This is a genomic window from Micromonospora sp. NBC_00389 (genome assembly GCF_036059255.1).
Taxonomy (GTDB): Bacteria; Actinomycetota; Actinomycetes; order Mycobacteriales; family Micromonosporaceae; genus Micromonospora.
Window position 1 is genome coordinate 6400628 of the sequence record NZ_CP107947.1, and the last position, 19230, is coordinate 6419857.

Below are 19230 nucleotides of genomic sequence, written 5' to 3' on the forward strand. Positions count from 1 at the left end.
TGGGACCTAAGGTCACCGAGAAAACGACCCATCGCGACCCGCCTACCGTAGGGATGGGGGTTCGTGTCGGTGGGGCGACACGATCTATTGCCCCACCACCGGCGATGCACTTCCCAACGTCGGCAAGAGCTGGAACAGCGTAGGGTCGGCGTGCAGTGAAGGACTTCGCGCCCGCCGCGCGGGCCTTCCGTCACCTGCACGCCGCGATCAGGCGAGTACCACGCTGCACGTTCACCGACCTGCTCCAGGAGGTTCGATCATGTCCAAGGACTCGACGACCAAGGCGAACGTCAAGAAGAAGGGTAAGACGATCAAGGAGAAGCAGACTGCGAAGCGCCTGAAGCGCGACGAGCAGAACGGGCATTCCTCAAACATCGTGTCCACCGGGCGCTGACGCCGGCAGCATCGCTCAATTGTCCGAATGCGGCGATGAAGGTGGGGGCTGACGATCGTCGGATCCCCACCTGCCGCTGCGGCCGTAGAGCTGCGGCAGGGCCGCTCGGGTGGTGCACAGGGTGACGACCGCGAAGTTTCGCCGGGTTCGGATCCGCCGGCGTCGGCCACGACCAGGATCTCCAGGTCCCCGGGCCGCCACTGCCCGGCCGCGATCAGCCGCCCCACGATGTCTCGCAGCTGCCCAGCGGTGACCGTGGCCGCGTCATCACCAGGTGCCAGCCGCACCGCGTCCAGCGGCGCGGTCCACGAACTGCGGCCCGATTCCAGGGCCACGACCATCGAATACGGCCAGCCCGGGATCATGATGGTCTGATCCTTGCCGCGTCCGTAGGTGTGACACAGGATTCGCTGCGGTGAGGTGTTAGCGTCCGGCCGCAGCCAGCAGGTGATGTCGACCGCTAGGACGAGACGACCGTTAGCTGCCCGCGGCAGCGGCACCGTCGCGAGGGCGATGCGCAGCCGATCGATGTCCAGTCGCCCGCAGGTGAGGGCGTCATACAACGCCCCGTGACCGCGGCGGTGCTCACCCACCAGCGACAACTCCACCAGCGACCGGACCGGCCCGTCGGCGCACAACACCGCGTCCGTCAGGTCGAACAACGCGTCAGCCCGAGCGGTCATGCAGTCGTAGAACTCTCGCCGGAACCCCGTCAGCTCCCCGACGGCATCAACCGGACCACGGTCAGGCACACTGGTCATCAGAACAGCCCTTGGTTATTGATGTTCTTCCCTAGACAAGAAGATCATCGACCAAGGGCTGTTTCCGCGATCGGTCAGGGTCCCCACAGGACCCTCGAGGGTTAAAGATCAAGTTAGGTGGGGCAATCCGTGCCAGACCCGGAACCCGCCGGGCGGTCGTCTGCGCCGGCACGCGCTTTTTTCTAGAGCGGCACCAACGACGTGCCCATCGACAGCAGCTCCGACTGCCGGTCGGTCGAGGTTCGCATCTCACCGTGACCGGTGCCTCTCCGAGGGCCAGCTAGTGCTCCGGTAGGCCGTCCAGCCGGACGCAGCAGGCCCCGGGGCGCGGCGCGAGCCGGGGCAGCAGGTCGGTACGTCCCGCACCGTCGATCATGCCGGCGAGGAACGCGTGGTTGAGCCCGCACACCAGGGCGGTCTGCCGGGTGGCGAGGGCGTGGAACGGGCAGTTGCGCAGCAGCACATGGTCGCTGAGCGTCTCGGGTTCGAAGCCGAGTCCGGCGAGCACGGGGATGAGGTCCTCGCCGGCGTCGCGTACCCGTGCGCCGATGTCCCGGCCGCGTTGCCGGGCATGCCGCCGCGCCGCCTCGGGGGCGTCGTGCGGGTCGTCGGCGACCGCGTCGGCGAGGATCTCGGCGATGAGCTCGTAGCGTCGCTCGGGAACGGTGATCGCCACGCCGTCGCCAGCGGCCTCGTAGACCTTCGGCGTCCGGCCGCGGCCCCGGGGCTGGTCGGCCGGCGTCTGGTAGTGGGCCCGCAGCAGGCCGGACTCGACGAGCTTGTCGAGGTGGAACGCGGCGAGGTTGCGGGACATGCCGTGCGCCTCGGCTGCCTCCTCTCGGGTGACGGGGTGATCGGCCCGGCACACGTAGTCGTACAGCGCCCGTCGGGACCGGTCGACGAGCGCGGCCATCGCGCTCCAGCGCTCCCCCGTGCTCACAGCCCGAGATTATCACCAGCGAAGGCTATTGAAATTCCTGCCGTGCTGGGGCAGCATGATCGATAACACCAATGGGCGTTGGTGAAAACCCTCTGGTGGTTCCCGTGCGGCTCATCGGCGGCGAACTGGCCTACCGGTACGGCGTGCGCGTCGCCGACGAGACCAACCAGGCGCAGGGCTACAACAGCACAGACAGGGAGAACTCCTGATGGATATCGCCGCACTCGTCACCTGGCTCGCGACCGTCGGCGCGGGAGGTCGCTGAGGTGAGTGCCACCGCCCTCCGGGTGCAGCACCAGCGTCCCCGCCGCGACCCGGCCGCCGCCGAACGGGCGGCGGCGGAGTTCCTGGCCGCGCTCGGCGTCGACCTCGCCGCCGACGGGCTCGCCGACACTCCGGGCCGGATGGCCCGCGCCTACGCCGAGCTGCTCACCCCACGCGAGTTCCAGCTGACCACCTTCGACAACGACGAAGGCTACGACGAACTGGTGCTGGCCCGGGCCATCCCGATCCGGTCGGTCTGCGAACATCACCTGCTGCCGTTCGTCGGCGTCGCGCACGTCGGCTACCTGCCCGGCGAACGCATCCTGGGACTGTCCAAACTGGCCCGGGTGGTCGAACTGTTCGCCCACGGCCCGCAGCTCCAGGAACGCTTGACCAAACAGATCGCCGACTGGCTGACCAGCCAACTGCGCCCGCGCGGGGTCGGCGTGGTCATCGAAGCCGAACACCTGTGCATGACGCTGCGCGGCGTCCGGGCCGTGGGCAGCAGCACCATCACCTCCACCCTGCTCGGCACCCTGCGCGACGACCACCGCTCGCGCGCCGAGTTCTTCACCCTGACCGGGGTCGGCGCCCGCTGATCGACGCACCTCGAAAGGAGCTGGACCGATGTCGAATACCGGCACGTTCGTGATCGTGGGAGCCGGGCTCGCCGGCGCGCGAGCCGCGCAGACGCTGCGGGAGGAGGGCTTCGACGGCGGGATCGTCGTCATCGGCGACGAGCCAGAGCGACCGTACGAGCGGCCCCCACTGTCCAAGGGTCTGCTGACCGGCGGCGCCGAAGCCGACAGCGTGTACGTGCACGACGCCGGGTGGTACGCAGAGCACGACGTCGACCTGCGCACCGCCGCCCGCGCCGTCGCCGTCGACCGCTCCGACGGAATGGTCCAGTTCGCCGACGGCCAGCAGATCCGCTACGACAAGCTGCTGCTGGCCACCGGCGCCAGACCCCGCGACCTCGCGGCACCCGGCGTCCACCTGGACGGGGTGCTGCGGCTGCGCACCCTCGCCGACAGCCGTCGAATCGCCGCGGCGCTGGTCGACGGCGCGCACATCGTGATCGTCGGAGCGGGGTGGATCGGCCTGGAGGTCGCCGCCGCCGCCCGGCAGCGTGGCGCCACCGTCGACATCGTCGAAACGGCCGCGCTGCCGTTGCGCCGAGTGCTCGGCGACGAGATCGCCCGGGTGTTCGCCAACCTGCACCGGGACCACGGCGTCACCTTCCACTTCGACGCCGAGGTCCGCGAGATCCGCGGCACCGGTCGAGTCTCCTCGGTCCTGCTGGCCGACGGAACCGAGGTGCCCGCCGACGCCGTGGTGGTCGCCGTGGGCGTACGGCCGAACACTGACCTGGCGACAACGGCGGGCCTCACCGTCGAGAACGGAATCGTCGTCGACGCGTCCCTGCGCACCGCCGACCCGGAGATCTACGCCGCCGGTGACGTCGCCAACGCCTACCATCCCGTGCTGCGCCGGCGCCTGCGCGTCGAGCACTGGGCCAACGCACTCCACGGCGGTGCCGCGGCGGCCCGCGCCATGCTGGGACAGCCCGTCAGCTACGACGACCTGCCCTACTTCTACACCGACCAGTACGACCTGGGAATGGAGTACGTCGGACACGCCCCGCCCGAGGCGTTCGACCGGGTCGTCGTCCGGGGCGACGTCGCCAAGCGCGAGTTCATCGCCTTTTGGACCGCTGGCGGGCGGGTGCTCGCCGGCATGAACGTCAACGTGTGGGACGTCGTCCCGTCGATTCGGCGGCTCGTCGCGGCAGCCCAGCCGGTCGACCTCGACCGACTGGCCGACCCCGCCGTGCCGCTCGACGAGCTGCAGCCGCCGGTGTCGGCACCCGGGACTCAGATCGGGTAGCCGACGTCCCGCCTTGCGGAACCGGCCGACACCCACCGGTGCCGGCCGGTTCCGACGTTACTAGTTGCTGCCTTGGTCGTGTGGAACGGTGACGGTGACGGTGCAGCCAAGCGGCCGTCCGATCTCGTCGTGGCCGGCATACGTGAGGTGGTACACCCGGTCCCCACCATTCCCGGCTCGTTCGGCCCGCAGCTTGCCACTCGTGTCCGGCGTGCCGATGGCGAAGCCACTGACGTCCGCGACGTCACCCCCGGTCACCCCGGTCAGGGTGAACGCGTTCGGCCCGAGCACGCCGTCGTGCAGGTCCACGGTGACGTTGACGTCGACCAGCTTGTGGTTCGGCGGCCACAGGACCGGTCGATCCGCCGCACAATCGAGCTGCCGTACCGGCAACGGGTTTGCCAGGGTGGCGGTGGCGTGTCCGATGGTCGCGGTGAGCCGGCCGCCGGCTTCGTAGTACATGTGCGCGGTACGCCCATCGAAGTAGAACGTCGGCGCGGCCGAGCGGCCGAGGTCGGGCGCGGCGGACATCGAGTCGTGCACGATGCCGAGGTGGATCTCCTGGTCGAAGTCCTGCCCGACGTCCACCGCGTGCATGTTGCCGTCGGCGGCGTGGTAGATCACCAGGTTGCGGTCGTTCCAGCGCAGGAAGAACGGTCCCGAGGCGTTCGGGCCTTCGATGCCCTGCGGGGTCACGATCGGGTCGGGCTGCATGGCCCAGGTCCGCGCGTCGTTGGAGACCGCCCAGCGGATCCGCCGCGACACGGGCCCGGTCGGTCCGGGCAGTGCCGCGGTCGGGTTGTCCATGAAGACCATCAGGTACCGGGTGCCCAGGCGGGGCACGGACTGCTCGAACACTCGGGCGTAAGAGGTCTCGCCACCGGTCGTGTCGTTCCGGCTGATCGCCGTCCCGCCGTAGCTGAAGTGGATGCCGTCGTCGGAGGTCGCGTACCGGGTGATGGAGTTCTCGCCGTGGAAGTAGAGGAAGAGCTTGCCCTCGCCCTCGATCCACACCGCGTGCGGCGAGGAGATGTGGCTGACCGTCGCGTAGTACGGCAGCCAGGTGTTGCTGATCAGGGGGTTGGCGACGTACTCGGTCCACGGACCGTTGATCGAGTCGGAGTACGCGAGGGCGATCCCGCCGGGACGCTCGTGCGGCGCGTAGTACAGGTAGTAGGTGCCGAGCGGGTTGGGGAAGTAGTCGGCGGCCCGGATGACGCTCGGGAAGATGAACTCGTTCGTCGGGTTGTAGGCGAGGGTGCCCTTGTCGAACGCGGTGCCCTGGTAGGTGAACTGGGGGAAGTCGAGCTGGGGTTCGGCGGCTGCTGGCTGGGCGCCGGCCACGGCGGCGACGAGCAGGCCGGCACTGGCGGCCGCCAGGACAGCGCGTCGGGACGACGGGGCGGATGGTCTCGTCATGCGGCTTCCTCTTCGGTCGGTCGGATCGGCGGCGCAAGCGGCGCAGGGTGACGCTCAGTTAGTACACAGGGGACATCGATCGGCGGGTGCCCCCTGGCACCGCCGAGCTAATACGTATTAGCATCTATGTTCCTCGAATGTTGCGCGCTCGGCGGCGTTTCTGTCAAGAGGCGGTTCGGCACCCCGCCGATCCACCCGGGCCACACGCCAACCCGCCGGGGGCCCGACCGCTAATGCGCATTACTCCAGCGGATTTACCGCGCCGAAATCTTGCGGCCACCTCTTGACACACGCCGGTCCACCCGCCAGGCTCCTCCCCAACACCGAGCGCTAATACGCATTAGCCGCACCGGAAGGACCCGACGTGACCGCTCCCCCCCGACGCGTCACCCAGCGTGACATCGCGCGGATGGCCGGTGTCAGTCAGGCGACGGTGTCGCTGGTGCTCAACAATCGGACCGACGCCGAGGTCCGCATCGCCGCGGAGACCCGGGACCGGGTGTTGCGGGTCATCGCCGAGACCGGGTACGCCGCCGACCCCGTGGCCCGCCGCCTCGCCTCGCGGTTCAACCGGATCATCGGCGTCTTCACGTACGAGCCCGCCTTCCCCAGCGGCAGTCGGGACTTCTTCCACCCGTTCCTGCTGGGTATCGAGGAGTACGCCGAGCGGGTCGGCTGCGACCTGCTGCTGCTCACCAGCGCACCGGTGGTGGACGGCCGGCGACGCATCTTCCACCAGGACAACCGGCTGCGTCTGGCCGACGGGTGCCTCCTGCTCGGGCGCGAGATCGACGGCGCGGAGCTGCACCGGCTCAACCGTGACGGATATCCGTACGTCGCCGTCGGGCGCCGCGACGACGCCGGCGGGCCGGTCCCCTACGTCGGCGCCGACTACGCCTCGGCGGTGGCCCAGCTCGTCGAGGGGGCGCTGCGGCGCGGTCACCGCCGCCTGACGTACGTGAGCATGGGCACCACCGCGGAATCCTCCGAAGACCGGCTCCGTGGCTTCCGCGCCACCGCGACGACTGCGGAGAGTGCCGGGCAGATGTCAGCGCAGGCCGGGGAGGCCGACACGACCGTCGACACCCTGCTGGCCGACGGAACCACCGCCGTCTTCGTGGAGGACTTCGCCACGGCGGTCGCGCTGGAGTCGGCCGCCCGTCGGCGCGGCCTGACCGTGCCCGGCGACCTGTCGATCGTGACCCTCGGCGACCCGACGTCCCCGGTCCCCACCGACATCGCGTTCACCGGGTTCCGCATCCCCCGCGAGGAGATGGGCCGACAGTCGGTCGAGGTGTTGACCGGCGTCATCGATGGCAGCGCAGCCGGCCTCCAGCAACGACTTCTCGCCTGCGAACTCGTCGAGGGCATCACCCTCGGCACCCCTGATCGGGCGGTCGACCGACGCTGAGCGGTCAGCCGCGCAACTGGAAGGAAGCAAGTGGTAACCATGCGTACGGACGTCCTCGTCGTCGGGGGCGGACTGGGCGGCGTCGCCGCGGCGCTCGCCGCGGCCCGGTCCGGCCGATCCGTCATCCTGACCGAGGAGTTCGACTGGCTCGGCGGGCAACTCACCAGCCAGGCCGTCCCGCCGGACGAACACTCCTGGATCGAGCAGTTCGGCGCCACCGCCAGCTACCGGGCGCTGCGCAACGGCATCCGCGACTACTACCGTCGCCACTACCCGTTGACCGAACGGTCCCGGGCCTGGACCGACCTCAACCCCGGTGCGGGTTGGGTGAGCCGGCTCTGCCACGAGCCGCGGGTGGCCGTCGCCGTCCTCGAACAGATGCTCGCCCCGTACCTCGGTTCGGGCCGGCTGCGGGTGCTGCAGCCTTACCGGCCGGTCGCCGCGGAGACCGACGGGGACCGGGTGACCGGCGTGACGCTGGCGCACCGCGACCGGGACGAGCGGATCGACGTGGTCGCGCCGTACGTCCTGGACGCCACCGAGACCGGCGAGTTGCTGCCGCTGACGGGCACCGAGTACGTCACCGGGTTCGAGTCGCAGGCGATGACCGGTGAGCCGAGCGCCCCGGCCGAGGCCCAGCCGATGAACATGCAGGCGGTGTCCGTCTGCTTCGCCCTCGACCACGTCGACGGCGACCACACCATCGACCGCCCCGCGGGGTACGACTTCTGGCGCGACTACAAGCCCGACTTCTGGGGTGACCGGCTGCTGTCCTGGAAGTCGCCACACCCCCGCACGCTGGAGATCGTCGAGCGCAGCTTCACCCCCAACCCGGACGACGACCCGCTGAGCGTCAACGCCGATCAACGCGTCAACCCCGGTGACGGCAACCTGTGGACGTTCCGGCGGATCGCTGCGCGGCGCAACTTCACCGAAGGCGCGTACGGCAGCGACATCACGCTGGTCAACTGGCCGATGATCGACTACTTCGAGGGTCCGGTCATCGACGTGCCGAACGCGTCGTGGCACCTGTCCAAGGCCCGCGAGCTGTCGTACTCGGTGCTGTACTGGCTGCAGACGGAGGCGCCCCGGCCGGACGGCGGCACCGGCTTCCCGGGACTGCGGCTGCGCGGCGACGTGACCGGCAGCTCGGACGGCCTGGCCCAGGCCCCGTACATCCGCGAGTCCCGCCGGATTCAGGCCGAGTACACCGTGGCCGAGCAGGACCTGTCCCTGGCGGTCCGGGGCGACCACGGCGCGGTCAGCTACCCGGACGCGGTGGGCGTGGGCATGTACCGGATCGATCTGCACCCGTCGACCGGCGGCGACAACTACATCGACGTCGGTTCGTGCCCGTTCGAGATCCCGCTCGGCGCGCTGATTCCGCGGCGGATGGAGAACCTGCTGCCGGCTGGCAAGAACATCGGCACCACCCACGTCACCAACGGCAGCTACCGGCTGCACCCGGTCGAGTGGAACGTCGGCGAGGTCGCCGGCCTGCTCGCCGACTTCTGTCTGGCGCGGGGCGAGTCCCCGCGTGCGGTCCGCAACACCCCCCGTCTGCTGGCCGATTTCCAGGACCGCCTTACCGCGGCCGGCGTGGAACAGCGCTGGCCGCGGATCGCGGGCTACTGAACACACACACCCCCGGTGAGGAGAAGATTGTGAGAGCAGGAAAGGCAATGCGCGGCGTCGCCGTGGCACTGGCCGGCGCGCTCGCTCTGACCGCTTGCGGCGGCGGCGACGATGCCGGCGACAGCGGCCCGGCGAAGCTGCGGATGACCGTCTGGTCGGCCAACGAGGCGCACCTCAAGCTGTTCAACGAGATCGCCGACGAGTACCGCAAGAGCCACCCGGACGTGGCCGAGATCAAGTTCGACCCGCTGCCGTTCGACACCTACACCACGACCCTGACCACCCAGATCGCGGGAGGGAACGCGCCCGACCTCGCGTGGGTGTTCGAGAACTCCGCCCCCGACTTCGTCGCCTCGGGCGCGCTGCTGCCCCTCGACGACACGCTCAAGAAGGCCGAGGGTTACCAGTACGAGGACATCTCCCCCGCCACCCTCAAGCTCTGGCAGAACGACGGGAAGCTGTACGCGTACCCCTTCTCCACCTCGCCGTTCGGGGTCTTCGTCAACACCGACATGCTCAAGAAGGCCGGGCAGAAGACCCCGGCCGAGCTGATCGCGGCCGGTCAGTGGACCTGGGACAACGCCCTGGCCACCGCCGCGGCGACGGCGGCGAACTCCGGCAAGGCCGGCATGGTCATTCGGGACTTCGACTACAAGGGCTGGGACAACCTGTCCACCTTCTGGACCGGGTGGGGAGCCCAGGCTTGGAGCGAGGACGGCAAGACCTGCGGCTTCAACAGCCCCGAGATGGTCGACGCGATGACCACCCTGCACAAGGCCACCTTCACCCAGAAGGCGCTGCCCGGCCCGGGCACGACTGCCGACTTCTTCGCCGGTGACTCGGCCATGACGGTCACCCAGATCTCCCGCGCCTCGCTGCTGAAGGACGGCGGCTTCGGGTGGGACCTGGTGCCGCTGCCGACCGGGCCGAAGGGGAACTACGCGGTGGTCGGCCAGGCCGGCCTCGGGGTGATGAAGAAGAGCCCGCACGCCAAGCAGGCGGCCGACTTCGTGGCCTTCTTCACCAACCCCACGAACTCGGCGAAGCTCGCCCAGTTCTTCCCGGCGCCCCGCCAGTCGCAGCTGACCGCCGAGACCCTCGCCAAGACGAACCCGAAGCTCAAGCCGGAGCAGCTGCAGAAGGTCGTCATCGACGGCATCACCAACGGCGTGGTCAAGCCCAGCCACTCCGGACAGGCCGAGTTGAGCCAGCAGGTCCGCGCCGGCCTCGACCCGCTGTGGCAGCCGAACGCGGACGTCAAGGCCGTACTCGACGGCGTCTGCACCAAGATCCAGCCGCTGCTGGCGAAGTAAGGCCAACGACCATGACCCAGACGGACACCAGGGTGGGCCCGGCTGCTGCCGGGCCCGCCCCGGGCCCGGCCCGGCCGTTCTGGACCAGCCGCCGCCGGGACCAGCTCGCCGGTTACCTGTTCATCGCCCCGCAACTGCTCGGCAGCATCGTCTTCGTGATCCTGCCGCTGATCCTCGTGCTCTGGTACAGCCTGCACGAGTGGAACGTGCTCGCCGGGACCTTCGACTTCGTCGGGACCGACAACTACAAGGCTCTCGCCGATGATCCCAACCTCGGCGCGGTGCTGCGCGCCACCGGGCTGTTCTCGGTCGGCCTGGTGGTGTTCAACCTCGGCCTGGCCTTGCTGCTGGCCGTCCTGCTCAACCAGAGGCTGCGGGGCACGATCGTGTTCCGCACGCTGTTCTTCTCCCCCGTGGTGGTCTCGCTGGTGGCCTGGACCATCGTCTGGGGCTTCCTGCTTCAGGACAACGGCGGGGTCAACGGGCTGCTCGACACCGTCGGCGTGGACGGGCCGAACTGGCTGCGCGGCGAGGGCACCGCGATGGTGTCCGTGATCGTCGTGCAGGTGTTCAAGAACGTCGGCCTGAACATGGTGCTGTTCCTGGCCGCCCTGCAGGGCGTGCCGGCCGAGCTGTACGAGGCCGCGGAGGTGGACGGCGCGAGCCGGATGCGCCAGTTCTGGCGGATCACCGTACCGCTGATCAGCCCGACGATCCTGCTGACCTCGATCATCACCGTGGTCGGGTCGCTGCAGGTCTTCGCGCAGATCGCGGTGCTCACCCAGGGCGGACCCGGCACATCGACGACGGTGCTCGTCTACTACCTGTACCAGCAGGCCTTCCAGTTCCATCACTTCGGCTACGGCGCCACGCTGTCGATCGTGCTGTTCGCCATCGTGCTCGCCCTCACTGTGCTGCAGTGGCAGATGCGCAAGAGGTGGGTCTTCCATGAATCGTGACCTGTCCCGGCGAACCAAGCTGGTGCTCTACGGTGTGCTACTGGTCCTGGCGATCCCGTTCGTCTTCCCGACCTGGTGGATGGTCACCTCGTCGCTGAAGCCGGTGGCGGACATCTTCGCCTTCCCGCCGCAGCTCCTGCCGACCAACCCGCGGTTCGACGCCTACCAACGGGTGTTCGAGTTGCAGCCGTTCGGGCAGCAGTACCTGAACAGCCTCTACATCGCGCTGGTCGTCACGGTCGGCACCATGGCCGTGGCGGCGCTGGCCGGGTACGCCTTCGCGCGCATCCGGTTCCGCGGCCAGAACGTGTTGTTCCTGGTCGTCCTCGCGGGCCTGCTCATTCCGAGCGAGGTGACGATCGTGCCGCTGTTCCAGATGTTCTTCAAACTCGGCCTGGTCGACACCCACTGGCCGCTGATCCTGGTGCCGATCTTCGGCGCGCCCAGCGTCCTGGCGACGTTCATCATGCGGCAGTTCTTCATCAGCCTCCCCGGTGAGCTGGAGGAGGCGGCCCGGGTCGACGGGCTGGGCCGCTTCGCCACCTTCTGGCGGATCGCCCTGCCGCTGTCGCGGCCGGCACTGGGCGCGGTGGCCATCTTCACCTTCCTGCACAGCTGGAACCTCTACCTGGAACCGATCGTGTTCCTCTCCTCTCCGGAGAAGTTCACCCTCCCCCAGGCGCTCACCCAGTTCGTCGACGCCTACGGCGGTCCCATGTGGGACGTCCAGATGGCCGCGGCGTCAATGACCGCGCTGCCCGTCCTGGTGGTCTTCGTCATCGCGCAGAAGCAGTTCGTCGAGGGCCTCGCGCACACCGGCCTCAAGGGGTGACGACACCGGTGGTCGGCATCGACATCGGCGGCACCAAGACGGCGGCCGCGCTGGTCGACCGGGACGGGCAGGTGCTGGAGCGCCGCGAGGTGCCCACGCCTGCCCGGTCCGGGCCCGGGGCCGTGCTGGACGCCGCCGCCCGGCTGGCCACCGACCTGCTCGGCGCGGCCGACGGGCCGGTGGGGGTGGGCACCGCCGGCACGGTCGACCCCGCAACCGGCGGCATCCGGTACGCCACCGACAGCCTGCCCGGCTGGACCGGCACCCCGGTCGCCGACGCGCTGGCCGCCCGGCTGGGTCGACCCGTGCGGGTCACCAACGACGTGAACGCCGCCGCGCTGGGCGAATGCTGGGCCGGCGCCGGACGGGACCGCGCTCAGGTGCTGCTGGTGGCCGTCGGCACCGGGCTGGGCGGGGCGGTCGTCCGGAACGGCCGCGTCGAGGCCGGTGCCCGCGGCGCCGCCGGCGAGGTCGGGCATCTGCCGGCCCCGGGCGCCGAACGGCTGCGCTGCGGGTGCGGCCGGTACGGGCATCTGGAGGCGATCGCCTCCGGCAGCGGGCTGGCCGCCGCGTACTCCATCGAGACCGGCACCCGCGTCACCGGGCGGACCGTGGCGGACCGCGCCGCGGCCGGGGACGGGGTCGCCCAGGGGGTTGTGGAGCGGGCCGGAGGTGTCCTCGGCGCGGCCCTGGCGGGTTTGGTGGCCCTGCTCGATCCGGAAGCTGTCCTGGTGGCCGGCGGGGCGGCCGGCGCCCTGCTGCCCGCCGCGTCGGCCGCCTACTCGGCCGAGTTGCCCGCGGGCTGGGCCGACGTTCCGCTGCTGCCCGCCACGCTGGGCGCTGACGCCGTCGTGGTCGGCGCCGCCCGACTGGCCATCGACAGACCCGATTTCGAAAGGACCAACGGGTGAACGTGCTCGACGAGTTGGCCGGCGGGCTGGTGGTGTCCTGCCAACCGCTGCCCGACGAGCCTGACGACCCGATGCGGGACCCGTACGTCCAGGCCCGGGTGGCGGCCGCGGTGGTACGCGGCGGCGCGGTGGCGGTCCGGGTCAACGGACCGGACGACGTCAGAGCGGTACGCGCCGCCGTCGACGTTCCGGTGATCGGGCTGTACAAGCACGGCACCGAGGACGTCTTCATCACCCCGACCGCGGCCCACGCGCTCGAGGTGGCGCTGGCCGGGGCGGACATCGTCGCGATCGACGCCACCGACCGCCCCCGACCGGACGGACGCCCCTTCGCCGACACGGTCCGCGTGATCCGCGAACGGACCGACGCACTGGTCCTGGCCGACGTCTCCACCACAACCGAGGGCGTCGCCGCCGTCGAGGCCGGCGCGGACGCCGTCGCCACCACACTGTCCGGTTACACCCCGGCCAGCCCACCAACTGACGGGCCCGACCTCGGGCTCGTGGAGCGACTCGTCGCACTGCTACCCGTGCCGGTGATCGCCGAAGGGCGGTACCGCAGCACGGAACAGATCGGCCGAGCCTTCGAGGCGGGTGCGCACGCGGTGGTGATGGGCAACGCCGTCACCTCACCGCTGTGGATCACCCGGAGGCTCGTGCCGGCCACCCCCCGCGCGGCGAGCGCCCCAAGAAAGAGGGAGTGAGCATGAGAAGACGTACCCTCCTGGCCACCGGCGTGGCCGGGCTGGCCACCGTGGCCGTCGGCCGGCCCGCCTTCGCGGGACCTGCCAAACGGCAGTTGACCGTGGCACTGGTCCCGTTGGACGACCGGCCGGTCAACACCTACGCCCCGCAGATGACCGCGGCGAGCGCCGGCGCCGAGGTGCAGTTGCCGCCGCGGGAACTGCTGGGCCGCTTCTTCACCCCGGGCGACGGGGCCGCCATCGCCCGCTGGCTCGGCACCACCGACGGCGTCGACGGGTACGTGATCTCGGTCAGCATGCTCGCCTACGGCGGCCTGATCGCCTCACGCACCGCCGCCCCGACCCTGGCGGCCGCCCTGGAGAACCTGGCCGCGATCCGAGCCCTGCGCTCGACCCAGCCGGGGGCGGTGATCGAGGTGCACGACACCATCCAACGCCTCGCCATCACCAGCACGGGCACCGAGCTGGACAAGTACCGCGACCTGCTGGTCACCTGGGCGAAGCTCTACGACCAGGTGATGAACCTCGGGCAGGAGGAGCTGCGGGCCCAACTCGACTCCGTCCGGGCGCGGATCCCCGACCAGGTCGTTGAGGACTATCTCGCCGCGCGGGCCCGCAACCACCAGGTCAACCGGCTGATGGTCGAGTGGGTCGCCGACGGCACCATCAGCCACCTCGTGCTCTCCGAGGACGACACCGCGCCGGTCGGCCTGGCCCGAGCCGAGCGGGTGGAACTGGAGGCGCTTGTCGCTCAACTCGGCGTCAGCAGCCGGGTGGAAATCTTCCCCGGCGCCGACGAGGTCGACGCGTTGCTGGTCGCGCGGGCGATCGCGGCCGGCACGGCGCCCACCTACCGGGTGGAGTACGCCGGCGTCTCCGGCGAGGACTGGACCGCTCAACTGGAGGGCATCCCGTTCGCGGAGAACATCCGCCGGCACGTGGCCACCGTGGGGGGACGGGTCGTCAGCGGCGACGCGGACATCGTGCTCGCCGTGAACACCCCCTCAACGGCACCCGGGCAGCGGGCCGCTGACCTGGACGCCTTCGTCGGGCGGATCGGCAAGCTGCTGGCCGCCGGCACCCCGGTCATCGTGGTGGACCCGCTCATCGTGAACAAGGCGGACCACGAACTGGTCGCGCGGATGGAGAGCGGCCTGGACCTCGCGGCGCTGCTGTCGTACTCGGGGTGGAACACCGGCGGCAACGCACTCGGCCTGGCGCTCGGCCACGGCACCGCCCGGTGGGCGTACCTCCGCTCCTCCGGCAGTGGGTTCGGCGTGCCCGCCCTGCGCGGGCCCGGCCAGGCGCACGCCGAGTACCTGCTCTACCGGTTCGTCAAGGACGACCCGTGGAAGAACATCGTGCAGGTCGAGGCGTACGCGCACGCACGGGCGCAGGGCTGGGACCCGCTCGCGCTCACCCCCGAGCAGAAGAGCTACTTCGACGGCTGGGTGAGTGAGCGGCTGGTGCCGCTGACCGAGCGGTACTTCGCCGACCACTTCGCCGGGCACCACATCGTGCTGGGCCATCGAGGCGCGAAGACGTTCACGGCGACGCTGGCTCGCTTCGAGTCGGCGCGTGTCGAGCTGCCGTGGGACCGGCTCTTCGAGGTGATCCTCGAGCCTCGGCTGAAACTGTCCTGACAGGCGCCCGAGCACCGGGCGCTGCACATCGACGACGGCTTCGAGGAGCGCGGTCAACTGCCGCGCGGGCGGGATCCTTCTCCGCTGGCAGAACCGCGCCCTCGAGGTCGGCGATGAGCCCGGGAGCATCAGATGGTCACCTCGCCGCGTACGAGTGCCTTCGCGACAACGGTCCGCAGGATGTCGTTCGTGCCCTCGCCGATGCTCATCAGGATCGAGTCCCGGTAGAGGCGCTCGACCTCGAACTCGGTGGAGTAGCCGTAGCCGCCGTGCACCTTCATCGCGTCGATCGCGGCCTCGAGGGCGACCTCCGAGCAGAACACCTTGGCCATCCCGGTCTGCGCGTCGGCGCGACCGCGTCGGACCGCGTCGGCCGCCCAGTACGCCATCAGGCGGGCGGCCTGCAACTGGATCGCGATGGTGGCGAGCTTGAGCTGGATCGCCTGGAACTCGGCGATGTGTTTGCCGAACGCCTTGCGCTGCTGGGCGTAGGCCAGCGCCTCGTCGTGGGCGCGCTGCGCGATGCCGACCGACCGCGCGGCGATGTTGACCCGGCCCCACTCCAGGGCGGACAACGCCTGCTTGAGGCCGACGCCCTCGACGCCGCCGAGCAACCGGTCTTTTGGTACCCGCACGTTGTCGAGGAGGATCTCGCAGGACTCGGTGCCCTTGTAGCCGAGCTTCGGGATGTCCCGCAGGACCTGGAAACCCTCCAGCGTCGCGTCGACGAGCAGCACGCTCATGCCGGTGTGCGCGGGCGTGGCGTGCGGGTCGGTCTTGACCAGCACCGGCAGCGGGTCGGCGTACCGCGCGTTGGTGATCCACATCTTGGTGCCGTTGACGACGTAGTGGTCGCCGTCGAGGCGGGCGGTGGTGCGGATGCCCTGCAGGTCGGTGCCGGCGTCCGGCTCGGTGAGGCCGATGCCGGTCCGCCGGGCGCCGGTGGCAAGGTCGGGCAGGTAGGCCCGCTTCTGCTCCTCGGTACCGTGCACGGCGATCATCCGGCAGGCCAGGGAGTGGCTGCCGAGGATGCCGGCGATGCCCATCCAGCCGCGGGAGAGCTCCTCGAACACCAGCGCGAACGAGACCGGGTCGAGGTCGAGGCCGCCGTATTCCTCCGGCACGGTGACGCCGAACAGCCCCATCTCGGCCATCCCCCGCACGATCTCCGTCGGGTACCGCCCGGCATGCTCCCACTCCCGGGCGACCGGGATGATCTCGCGGTCGACGAACGTGCGGAGCAGGGCGCGGAAGTCCTGCTGCTCCTCGGTGAGCGTGAAGTCCATGGGTGAGCCTCCGTCAGCGGTGGAAGACCGGCAGTGCCCGGCCGTCGTCGAGATCGTGCCAGCCGACGCGGACCGGGTCCCCGATCCGCCAGCCATGACCATCCAGGGTGGACAGCACGATCGGCCCCTCGGCGAGTCGGATCCGGGCGATCGTGAAGGGCACGGCAACCCCCGGTACGGGTGCCCGGTGCACCACGGTGAACGTGTCCACGACGCCGTCGCCGGACGCCTCGACGAACCCCAGGTCGACCATGGACGAACAGGTGGTACACAGCGCTCGCGGCGGGTGCTGGACGTGCCCGCAGGACCCGCAGGTCTGCAGCGTGTAGCGGTGCTCCCGGGTGGCGTCCCACCAGCCGGCCGTCACGTCGTCGGGCGGCGGTACGTTCATCGCTGCACTCCCAGCACGACCGTGGCGTGCGTGGACAGGATCCCGCCGGTGCCGTGCGCCACGGCCACCCGGGCGTCGGGCACCTGTCGGACACCCGCCTCGCCGCGCAGCTGGCGGACCGACTCCACCAGCAGCAGCACCCCGTACTGACCGGGATGGCAGTACGACAGGCCACCGCCGGAGGTGTCCAGCGCCAGCTCACCGCCGGGACGGATCCGGCCGTCCTGGATGAAGTCGAGCACCTCGCCCGGTCCGCAGAAGCCCAGCGCTTCGATGCTGAGCGCGGCGGTGATGGTGAACGAGTCGTACACCTCCAGGACGTCCACCTCGGACGGTGTGATGCCGGCCCGGGCGAACGCCTCCCGGCCGGACTCGCGCGCACCGGTGACCGTCAGGTCCTCGACGGCGGTCATCGACGTGTTCGTCGACCGCTCGCCGTAGCCGAGGACCCGTACCGGCGGGTGCCGCAGGTCGCGGGCCCGGTCCAGCGCGGTGAGCACGACGGCCCCGCCACCGTCGGTCACCAGGCAGCAGTCAGCGACGGTCAACGGGCTGGAGACCATCGGCGCGGCGAGCACGTCGTCGACGGTCAGCGGCCCGGCGCCGTAGCGGAACGCGGCCGGGTTGAGCAGCGCCCACTCCCTGGCGGCGACCGCGATCTCGGCCAGCTTCTCCCGCGTCCCGCCGTACCGGTGGAAGTACTGCTGGGCCGCCATCGCGTAGTACGACAGCGGGTACAGCGGGCCGTACGGCGTCTCGAACTGGGCCTTCGGGGTGTGCTCCTCGACGACCCCGCCGAGGCTGCGCGAGCGGACGCTGATGACGACCGGCTCCACACCGGAGGTGGAGCGCACGATGCGGCGGGCGATCGACGGCTGCCTACCCTACGTGTGGGGCATCTGGGGCAGCGTGCTGGCGGCCGCGGCGCTCGGCGTGCTGAAAGCCGCTCGCGGCGCTGTGACCCGGGCAGGTCGGTCAGGCGCCGCTGTAGCCGAGCTGAGCGGAGATCCGGCTGGTCGCCTTCAGCAGCGACTTCGCCAGGTCGGGCGAGTCCGGCTTGAACCGTCCCACCGGCCCGGCCACGCTGACGACCGCCACCACGTGCCCGTCGTGGTCGTAGACCGGCGCCGCGATCGACGTCGCGCCGGGCTGGCGTTCACCGCGCGAGGTGGCATAGCCGCGCTTACGGATGGCGGCCAGCTCCTTGCGGAGCTTTGCCGGGTCGGTGATGGTGCGGTCGGTGAGCTCGTCGAGCCGGTGCCGCTCCAGGTAGGCGTCGAGCTCGTCCTCGGTGACGAAGGCCAGGAACGCCTTGGACGAGCTGCCGGCATGCAGCGGGTACGGGATGCCGATGTTGACGTCCAGCCGCAGCTCGTGCTCGGGCACCACCTGGTCGACGTACAGCCGGGTGTCGCCCCGGCGCAGCGACAGCGTGGCGGTCTCGCCCGTCTCGGCCGCCAGCGCGCGCAGCTCCGGGCCGGCCATCGCGCGCAGGTCGGTGCGGGCCAGGTAGGCCCGGCCGAGCGTGACGGTCGCATGGCCCAGTGCGTAGCGACGGGTGCTCGGGTCGACAATGATCAGCTCCCGGCTGCGCAGCGCCGTGAGGATGCGGTGCACGGCGGCCTTGGTCAGGCCCAGCGCGGTCGCGATCTCGGTGACGCCCAGGTCCGGGCGCCCGCTGCGCCCGAAGTAGAGCAGCACGTCCATCGCCCGCTCGACCGCCGCGATCGAGCGGGACTGGCCGTCGCCGTCTTCCGCCACGGCCGATGCCGTCGCCGCGAATGTCCGACTGGTCATGGTTGGGCCTCCACAGCATTGTTCGTTCGTCCGGTCTCCAGAGCAGTGTAGGTCGCTCGATTCGCTCGATTCCACCTAGCGAAACAGCGTGTCCTGACCGCCACCGAGCGACGGTTGAGACGGGACAATACCCCTCGTTACGTTTGTGGTACCGCCGTTTCCTAATGCGAAACGGAGAACTTGCCAGTGTCGGTTGACAACATCGGGCGCAGCGCGGCCAGGATCGCCGGACCTCCGGGGACGGTGGTGGCGTGGACGGTCCGCGGCGTGCGGTACGGCTCGTGCCCGTACACGATGCGGGGGGTACCCGGATCGACGGTGAGCCCGGCGGCGAGCAGCCACTCCAGCACCGCCGGCTGTTCGCGCAGCGTCAGCCGGGTCAGGTCGGCCCGCGCGGCGCCCCGGCTGATCCGCCAGACGTCGTCGAAGTGCCGCTCGGGGTCATCGCTGATGCCCCGCGCATGCTGCAGCGAGAAGCCGCCGGCGGACAGGTGCCCGCCCGAGTACGGCAGGGCGCCCCCGACGTCCGACGCCTTCTCCAGCAGCAGCACGGTGCCGCCCGCGTCGGCGGCGGCGATGGCACAGGCCAGGCCACCCGGCCCGGCGCCCACAACGATCGTGGTCGGCACGCCCACCTCCGGCACTCCAGTCGCGTTTCCATGGAAGCAACAGTGTTTCCATTA

Annotated in this window: 17 protein-coding genes and 1 pseudogene; 10 read left to right on the top strand and 8 right to left on the bottom strand. The window is 70.4% G+C overall.

Going from position 1 to position 19230, the window contains the following annotated elements; all coding sequences use genetic code 11:
* Nucleotides 1–537: 537 nt before the first annotated feature.
* Both OG470_RS30280 and OG470_RS30285 read right to left on the bottom strand, forming a co-directional pair.
* Nucleotides 538–1155: pseudogene (locus OG470_RS30280) on the bottom strand (transposase); the annotation flags it as partial.
* Between the two features lie 280 nt (nt 1156–1435).
* Nucleotides 1436–2095 carry a helix-turn-helix transcriptional regulator gene (locus tag OG470_RS30285; protein ID WP_328417783.1) on the bottom strand — a complete coding sequence of 220 codons (660 nt, stop codon included), beginning with the start codon at nt 2093–2095 and terminating at the stop codon, nt 1436–1438.
* A 266-nt stretch (nt 2096–2361) separates the two neighbouring features.
* On the opposite strand from OG470_RS30285, the gene folE reads away from it, so the two are divergent.
* Both folE and OG470_RS30295 read left to right on the top strand, forming a co-directional pair.
* Nucleotides 2362–2958 carry a GTP cyclohydrolase I FolE gene (gene folE, locus OG470_RS30290; protein WP_328417785.1) on the top strand — a complete coding sequence of 199 codons (597 nt, stop codon included), beginning with the start codon at nt 2362–2364 and terminating at the stop codon, nt 2956–2958.
* A 28-nt stretch (nt 2959–2986) separates the two neighbouring features.
* Nucleotides 2987–4246, top strand: a complete 1260-nt coding sequence (locus OG470_RS30295) for an NAD(P)/FAD-dependent oxidoreductase (protein WP_328417786.1) — start codon at nt 2987–2989, stop codon at nt 4244–4246.
* A 60-nt stretch (nt 4247–4306) separates the two neighbouring features.
* Here the strand turns inward: OG470_RS30295 and OG470_RS30300 are convergent, their stop codons facing one another.
* A complete protein-coding gene (locus OG470_RS30300) occupies nt 4307–5665 on the bottom strand; it encodes a hypothetical protein (protein ID WP_328417787.1) in 1359 nt (452 codons plus the stop codon).
* A gap of 364 nt (nt 5666–6029) precedes the next feature.
* Here OG470_RS30300 and OG470_RS30305 point away from each other — a divergent pair, with 364 nt between their 5' ends.
* Genes OG470_RS30305 through OG470_RS30340 form a run of 8 tightly spaced genes read left to right on the top strand, consistent with a single transcriptional unit; the run spans nt 6030 to nt 15073 of the window.
* A complete protein-coding gene (locus OG470_RS30305) occupies nt 6030–7076 on the top strand; it encodes a LacI family DNA-binding transcriptional regulator (protein ID WP_328417789.1) in 1047 nt (348 codons plus the stop codon).
* Between the two features lie 39 nt (nt 7077–7115).
* Nucleotides 7116–8711, top strand: coding sequence for an FAD-dependent oxidoreductase (locus OG470_RS30310; RefSeq protein ID WP_328417790.1), 1596 nt, complete (start codon nt 7116–7118; stop codon nt 8709–8711).
* 29 nt (nt 8712–8740) lie between these two features.
* Nucleotides 8741–10024 carry an ABC transporter substrate-binding protein gene (locus OG470_RS30315; protein ID WP_328417792.1) on the top strand — a complete coding sequence of 428 codons (1284 nt, stop codon included), beginning with the start codon at nt 8741–8743 and terminating at the stop codon, nt 10022–10024.
* An 11-nt stretch (nt 10025–10035) separates the two neighbouring features.
* A complete protein-coding gene (locus OG470_RS30320) occupies nt 10036–10983 on the top strand; it encodes a carbohydrate ABC transporter permease (protein ID WP_328417794.1) in 948 nt (315 codons plus the stop codon).
* Nucleotides 10973–11815: a carbohydrate ABC transporter permease gene (locus tag OG470_RS30325; RefSeq protein WP_328417796.1), complete on the top strand. Its 843-nt coding sequence runs from the start codon at nt 10973–10975 to the stop codon at nt 11813–11815. Before OG470_RS30320 ends, OG470_RS30325 begins: the two co-directional genes overlap by 11 nt.
* Complete coding sequence (locus OG470_RS30330) at nt 11812–12726, top strand: ROK family protein (protein WP_328417798.1); 915 nt, start codon at nt 11812–11814, stop codon at nt 12724–12726. The genes OG470_RS30325 and OG470_RS30330 overlap by 4 nt, the downstream gene beginning before the upstream one ends.
* On the top strand, nt 12723–13430 hold the full coding sequence (locus OG470_RS30335; protein ID WP_328417800.1) for an N-acetylmannosamine-6-phosphate 2-epimerase: 708 nt from the start codon (nt 12723–12725) through the stop codon (nt 13428–13430). Before OG470_RS30330 ends, OG470_RS30335 begins: the two co-directional genes overlap by 4 nt.
* Nucleotides 13431–13432: 2 nt before the next feature.
* A complete protein-coding gene (locus OG470_RS30340) occupies nt 13433–15073 on the top strand; it encodes a DUF4127 family protein (protein ID WP_328417802.1) in 1641 nt (546 codons plus the stop codon).
* 128 nt (nt 15074–15201) lie between these two features.
* Here OG470_RS30340 and OG470_RS30345 read toward each other — a convergent pair whose 3' ends face one another.
* The 5 genes from OG470_RS30345 to OG470_RS30365 form a co-directional block, all read right to left on the bottom strand.
* On the bottom strand, nt 15202–16359 hold the full coding sequence (locus OG470_RS30345; RefSeq protein ID WP_328417804.1) for an acyl-CoA dehydrogenase family protein: 1158 nt from the start codon (nt 16357–16359) through the stop codon (nt 15202–15204).
* A 13-nt stretch (nt 16360–16372) separates the two neighbouring features.
* Entirely contained in the window at nt 16373–16750 is a 378-nt protein-coding gene (locus tag OG470_RS30350; RefSeq protein ID WP_328417806.1) for a Zn-ribbon domain-containing OB-fold protein, read from the bottom strand.
* Nucleotides 16747–17604 carry a thiolase C-terminal domain-containing protein gene (locus OG470_RS30355; protein ID WP_328417808.1) on the bottom strand — a complete coding sequence of 286 codons (858 nt, stop codon included), beginning with the start codon at nt 17602–17604 and terminating at the stop codon, nt 16747–16749. Before OG470_RS30355 ends, OG470_RS30350 begins: the two co-directional genes overlap by 4 nt.
* Before the next feature lie 121 nt (nt 17605–17725).
* Nucleotides 17726–18547, bottom strand: a complete 822-nt coding sequence (locus tag OG470_RS30360) for an IclR family transcriptional regulator (RefSeq protein ID WP_328417810.1) — start codon at nt 18545–18547, stop codon at nt 17726–17728.
* 161 nt (nt 18548–18708) lie between these two features.
* Nucleotides 18709–19176, bottom strand: coding sequence for an FAD-binding protein (locus OG470_RS30365; RefSeq protein ID WP_328417812.1), 468 nt, complete (start codon nt 19174–19176; stop codon nt 18709–18711).
* Nucleotides 19177–19230: the final 54 nt, after the last annotated feature.

What these genes read in the sequence shown, in the direction of transcription:
- OG470_RS30345 (WP_328417804.1), bottom strand. Translation starts at nt 16,359, where the DNA reads ATGGACTTCACGCTCACCGAGGAGCAGCAGGACTTCCGCGCCCTGCTC.
- OG470_RS30300 (WP_328417787.1), bottom strand. Translation starts at nt 5,665, where the DNA reads ATGACGAGACCATCCGCCCCGTCGTCCCGACGCGCTGTCCTGGCGGCC.
- OG470_RS30360 (WP_328417810.1), bottom strand. Translation starts at nt 18,547, where the DNA reads ATGACCAGTCGGACATTCGCGGCGACGGCATCGGCCGTGGCGGAAGAC.
- OG470_RS30350 (WP_328417806.1), bottom strand. Translation starts at nt 16,750, where the DNA reads ATGAACGTACCGCCGCCCGACGACGTGACGGCCGGCTGGTGGGACGCC.
- OG470_RS30340 (WP_328417802.1), top strand. Translation starts at nt 13,433, where the DNA reads ATGAGAAGACGTACCCTCCTGGCCACCGGCGTGGCCGGGCTGGCCACC.
- OG470_RS30310 (WP_328417790.1), top strand. Translation starts at nt 7,116, where the DNA reads ATGCGTACGGACGTCCTCGTCGTCGGGGGCGGACTGGGCGGCGTCGCC.
- OG470_RS30325 (WP_328417796.1), top strand. Translation starts at nt 10,973, where the DNA reads ATGAATCGTGACCTGTCCCGGCGAACCAAGCTGGTGCTCTACGGTGTG.
- OG470_RS30295 (WP_328417786.1), top strand. Translation starts at nt 2,987, where the DNA reads ATGTCGAATACCGGCACGTTCGTGATCGTGGGAGCCGGGCTCGCCGGC.
- OG470_RS30320 (WP_328417794.1), top strand. Translation starts at nt 10,036, where the DNA reads ATGACCCAGACGGACACCAGGGTGGGCCCGGCTGCTGCCGGGCCCGCC.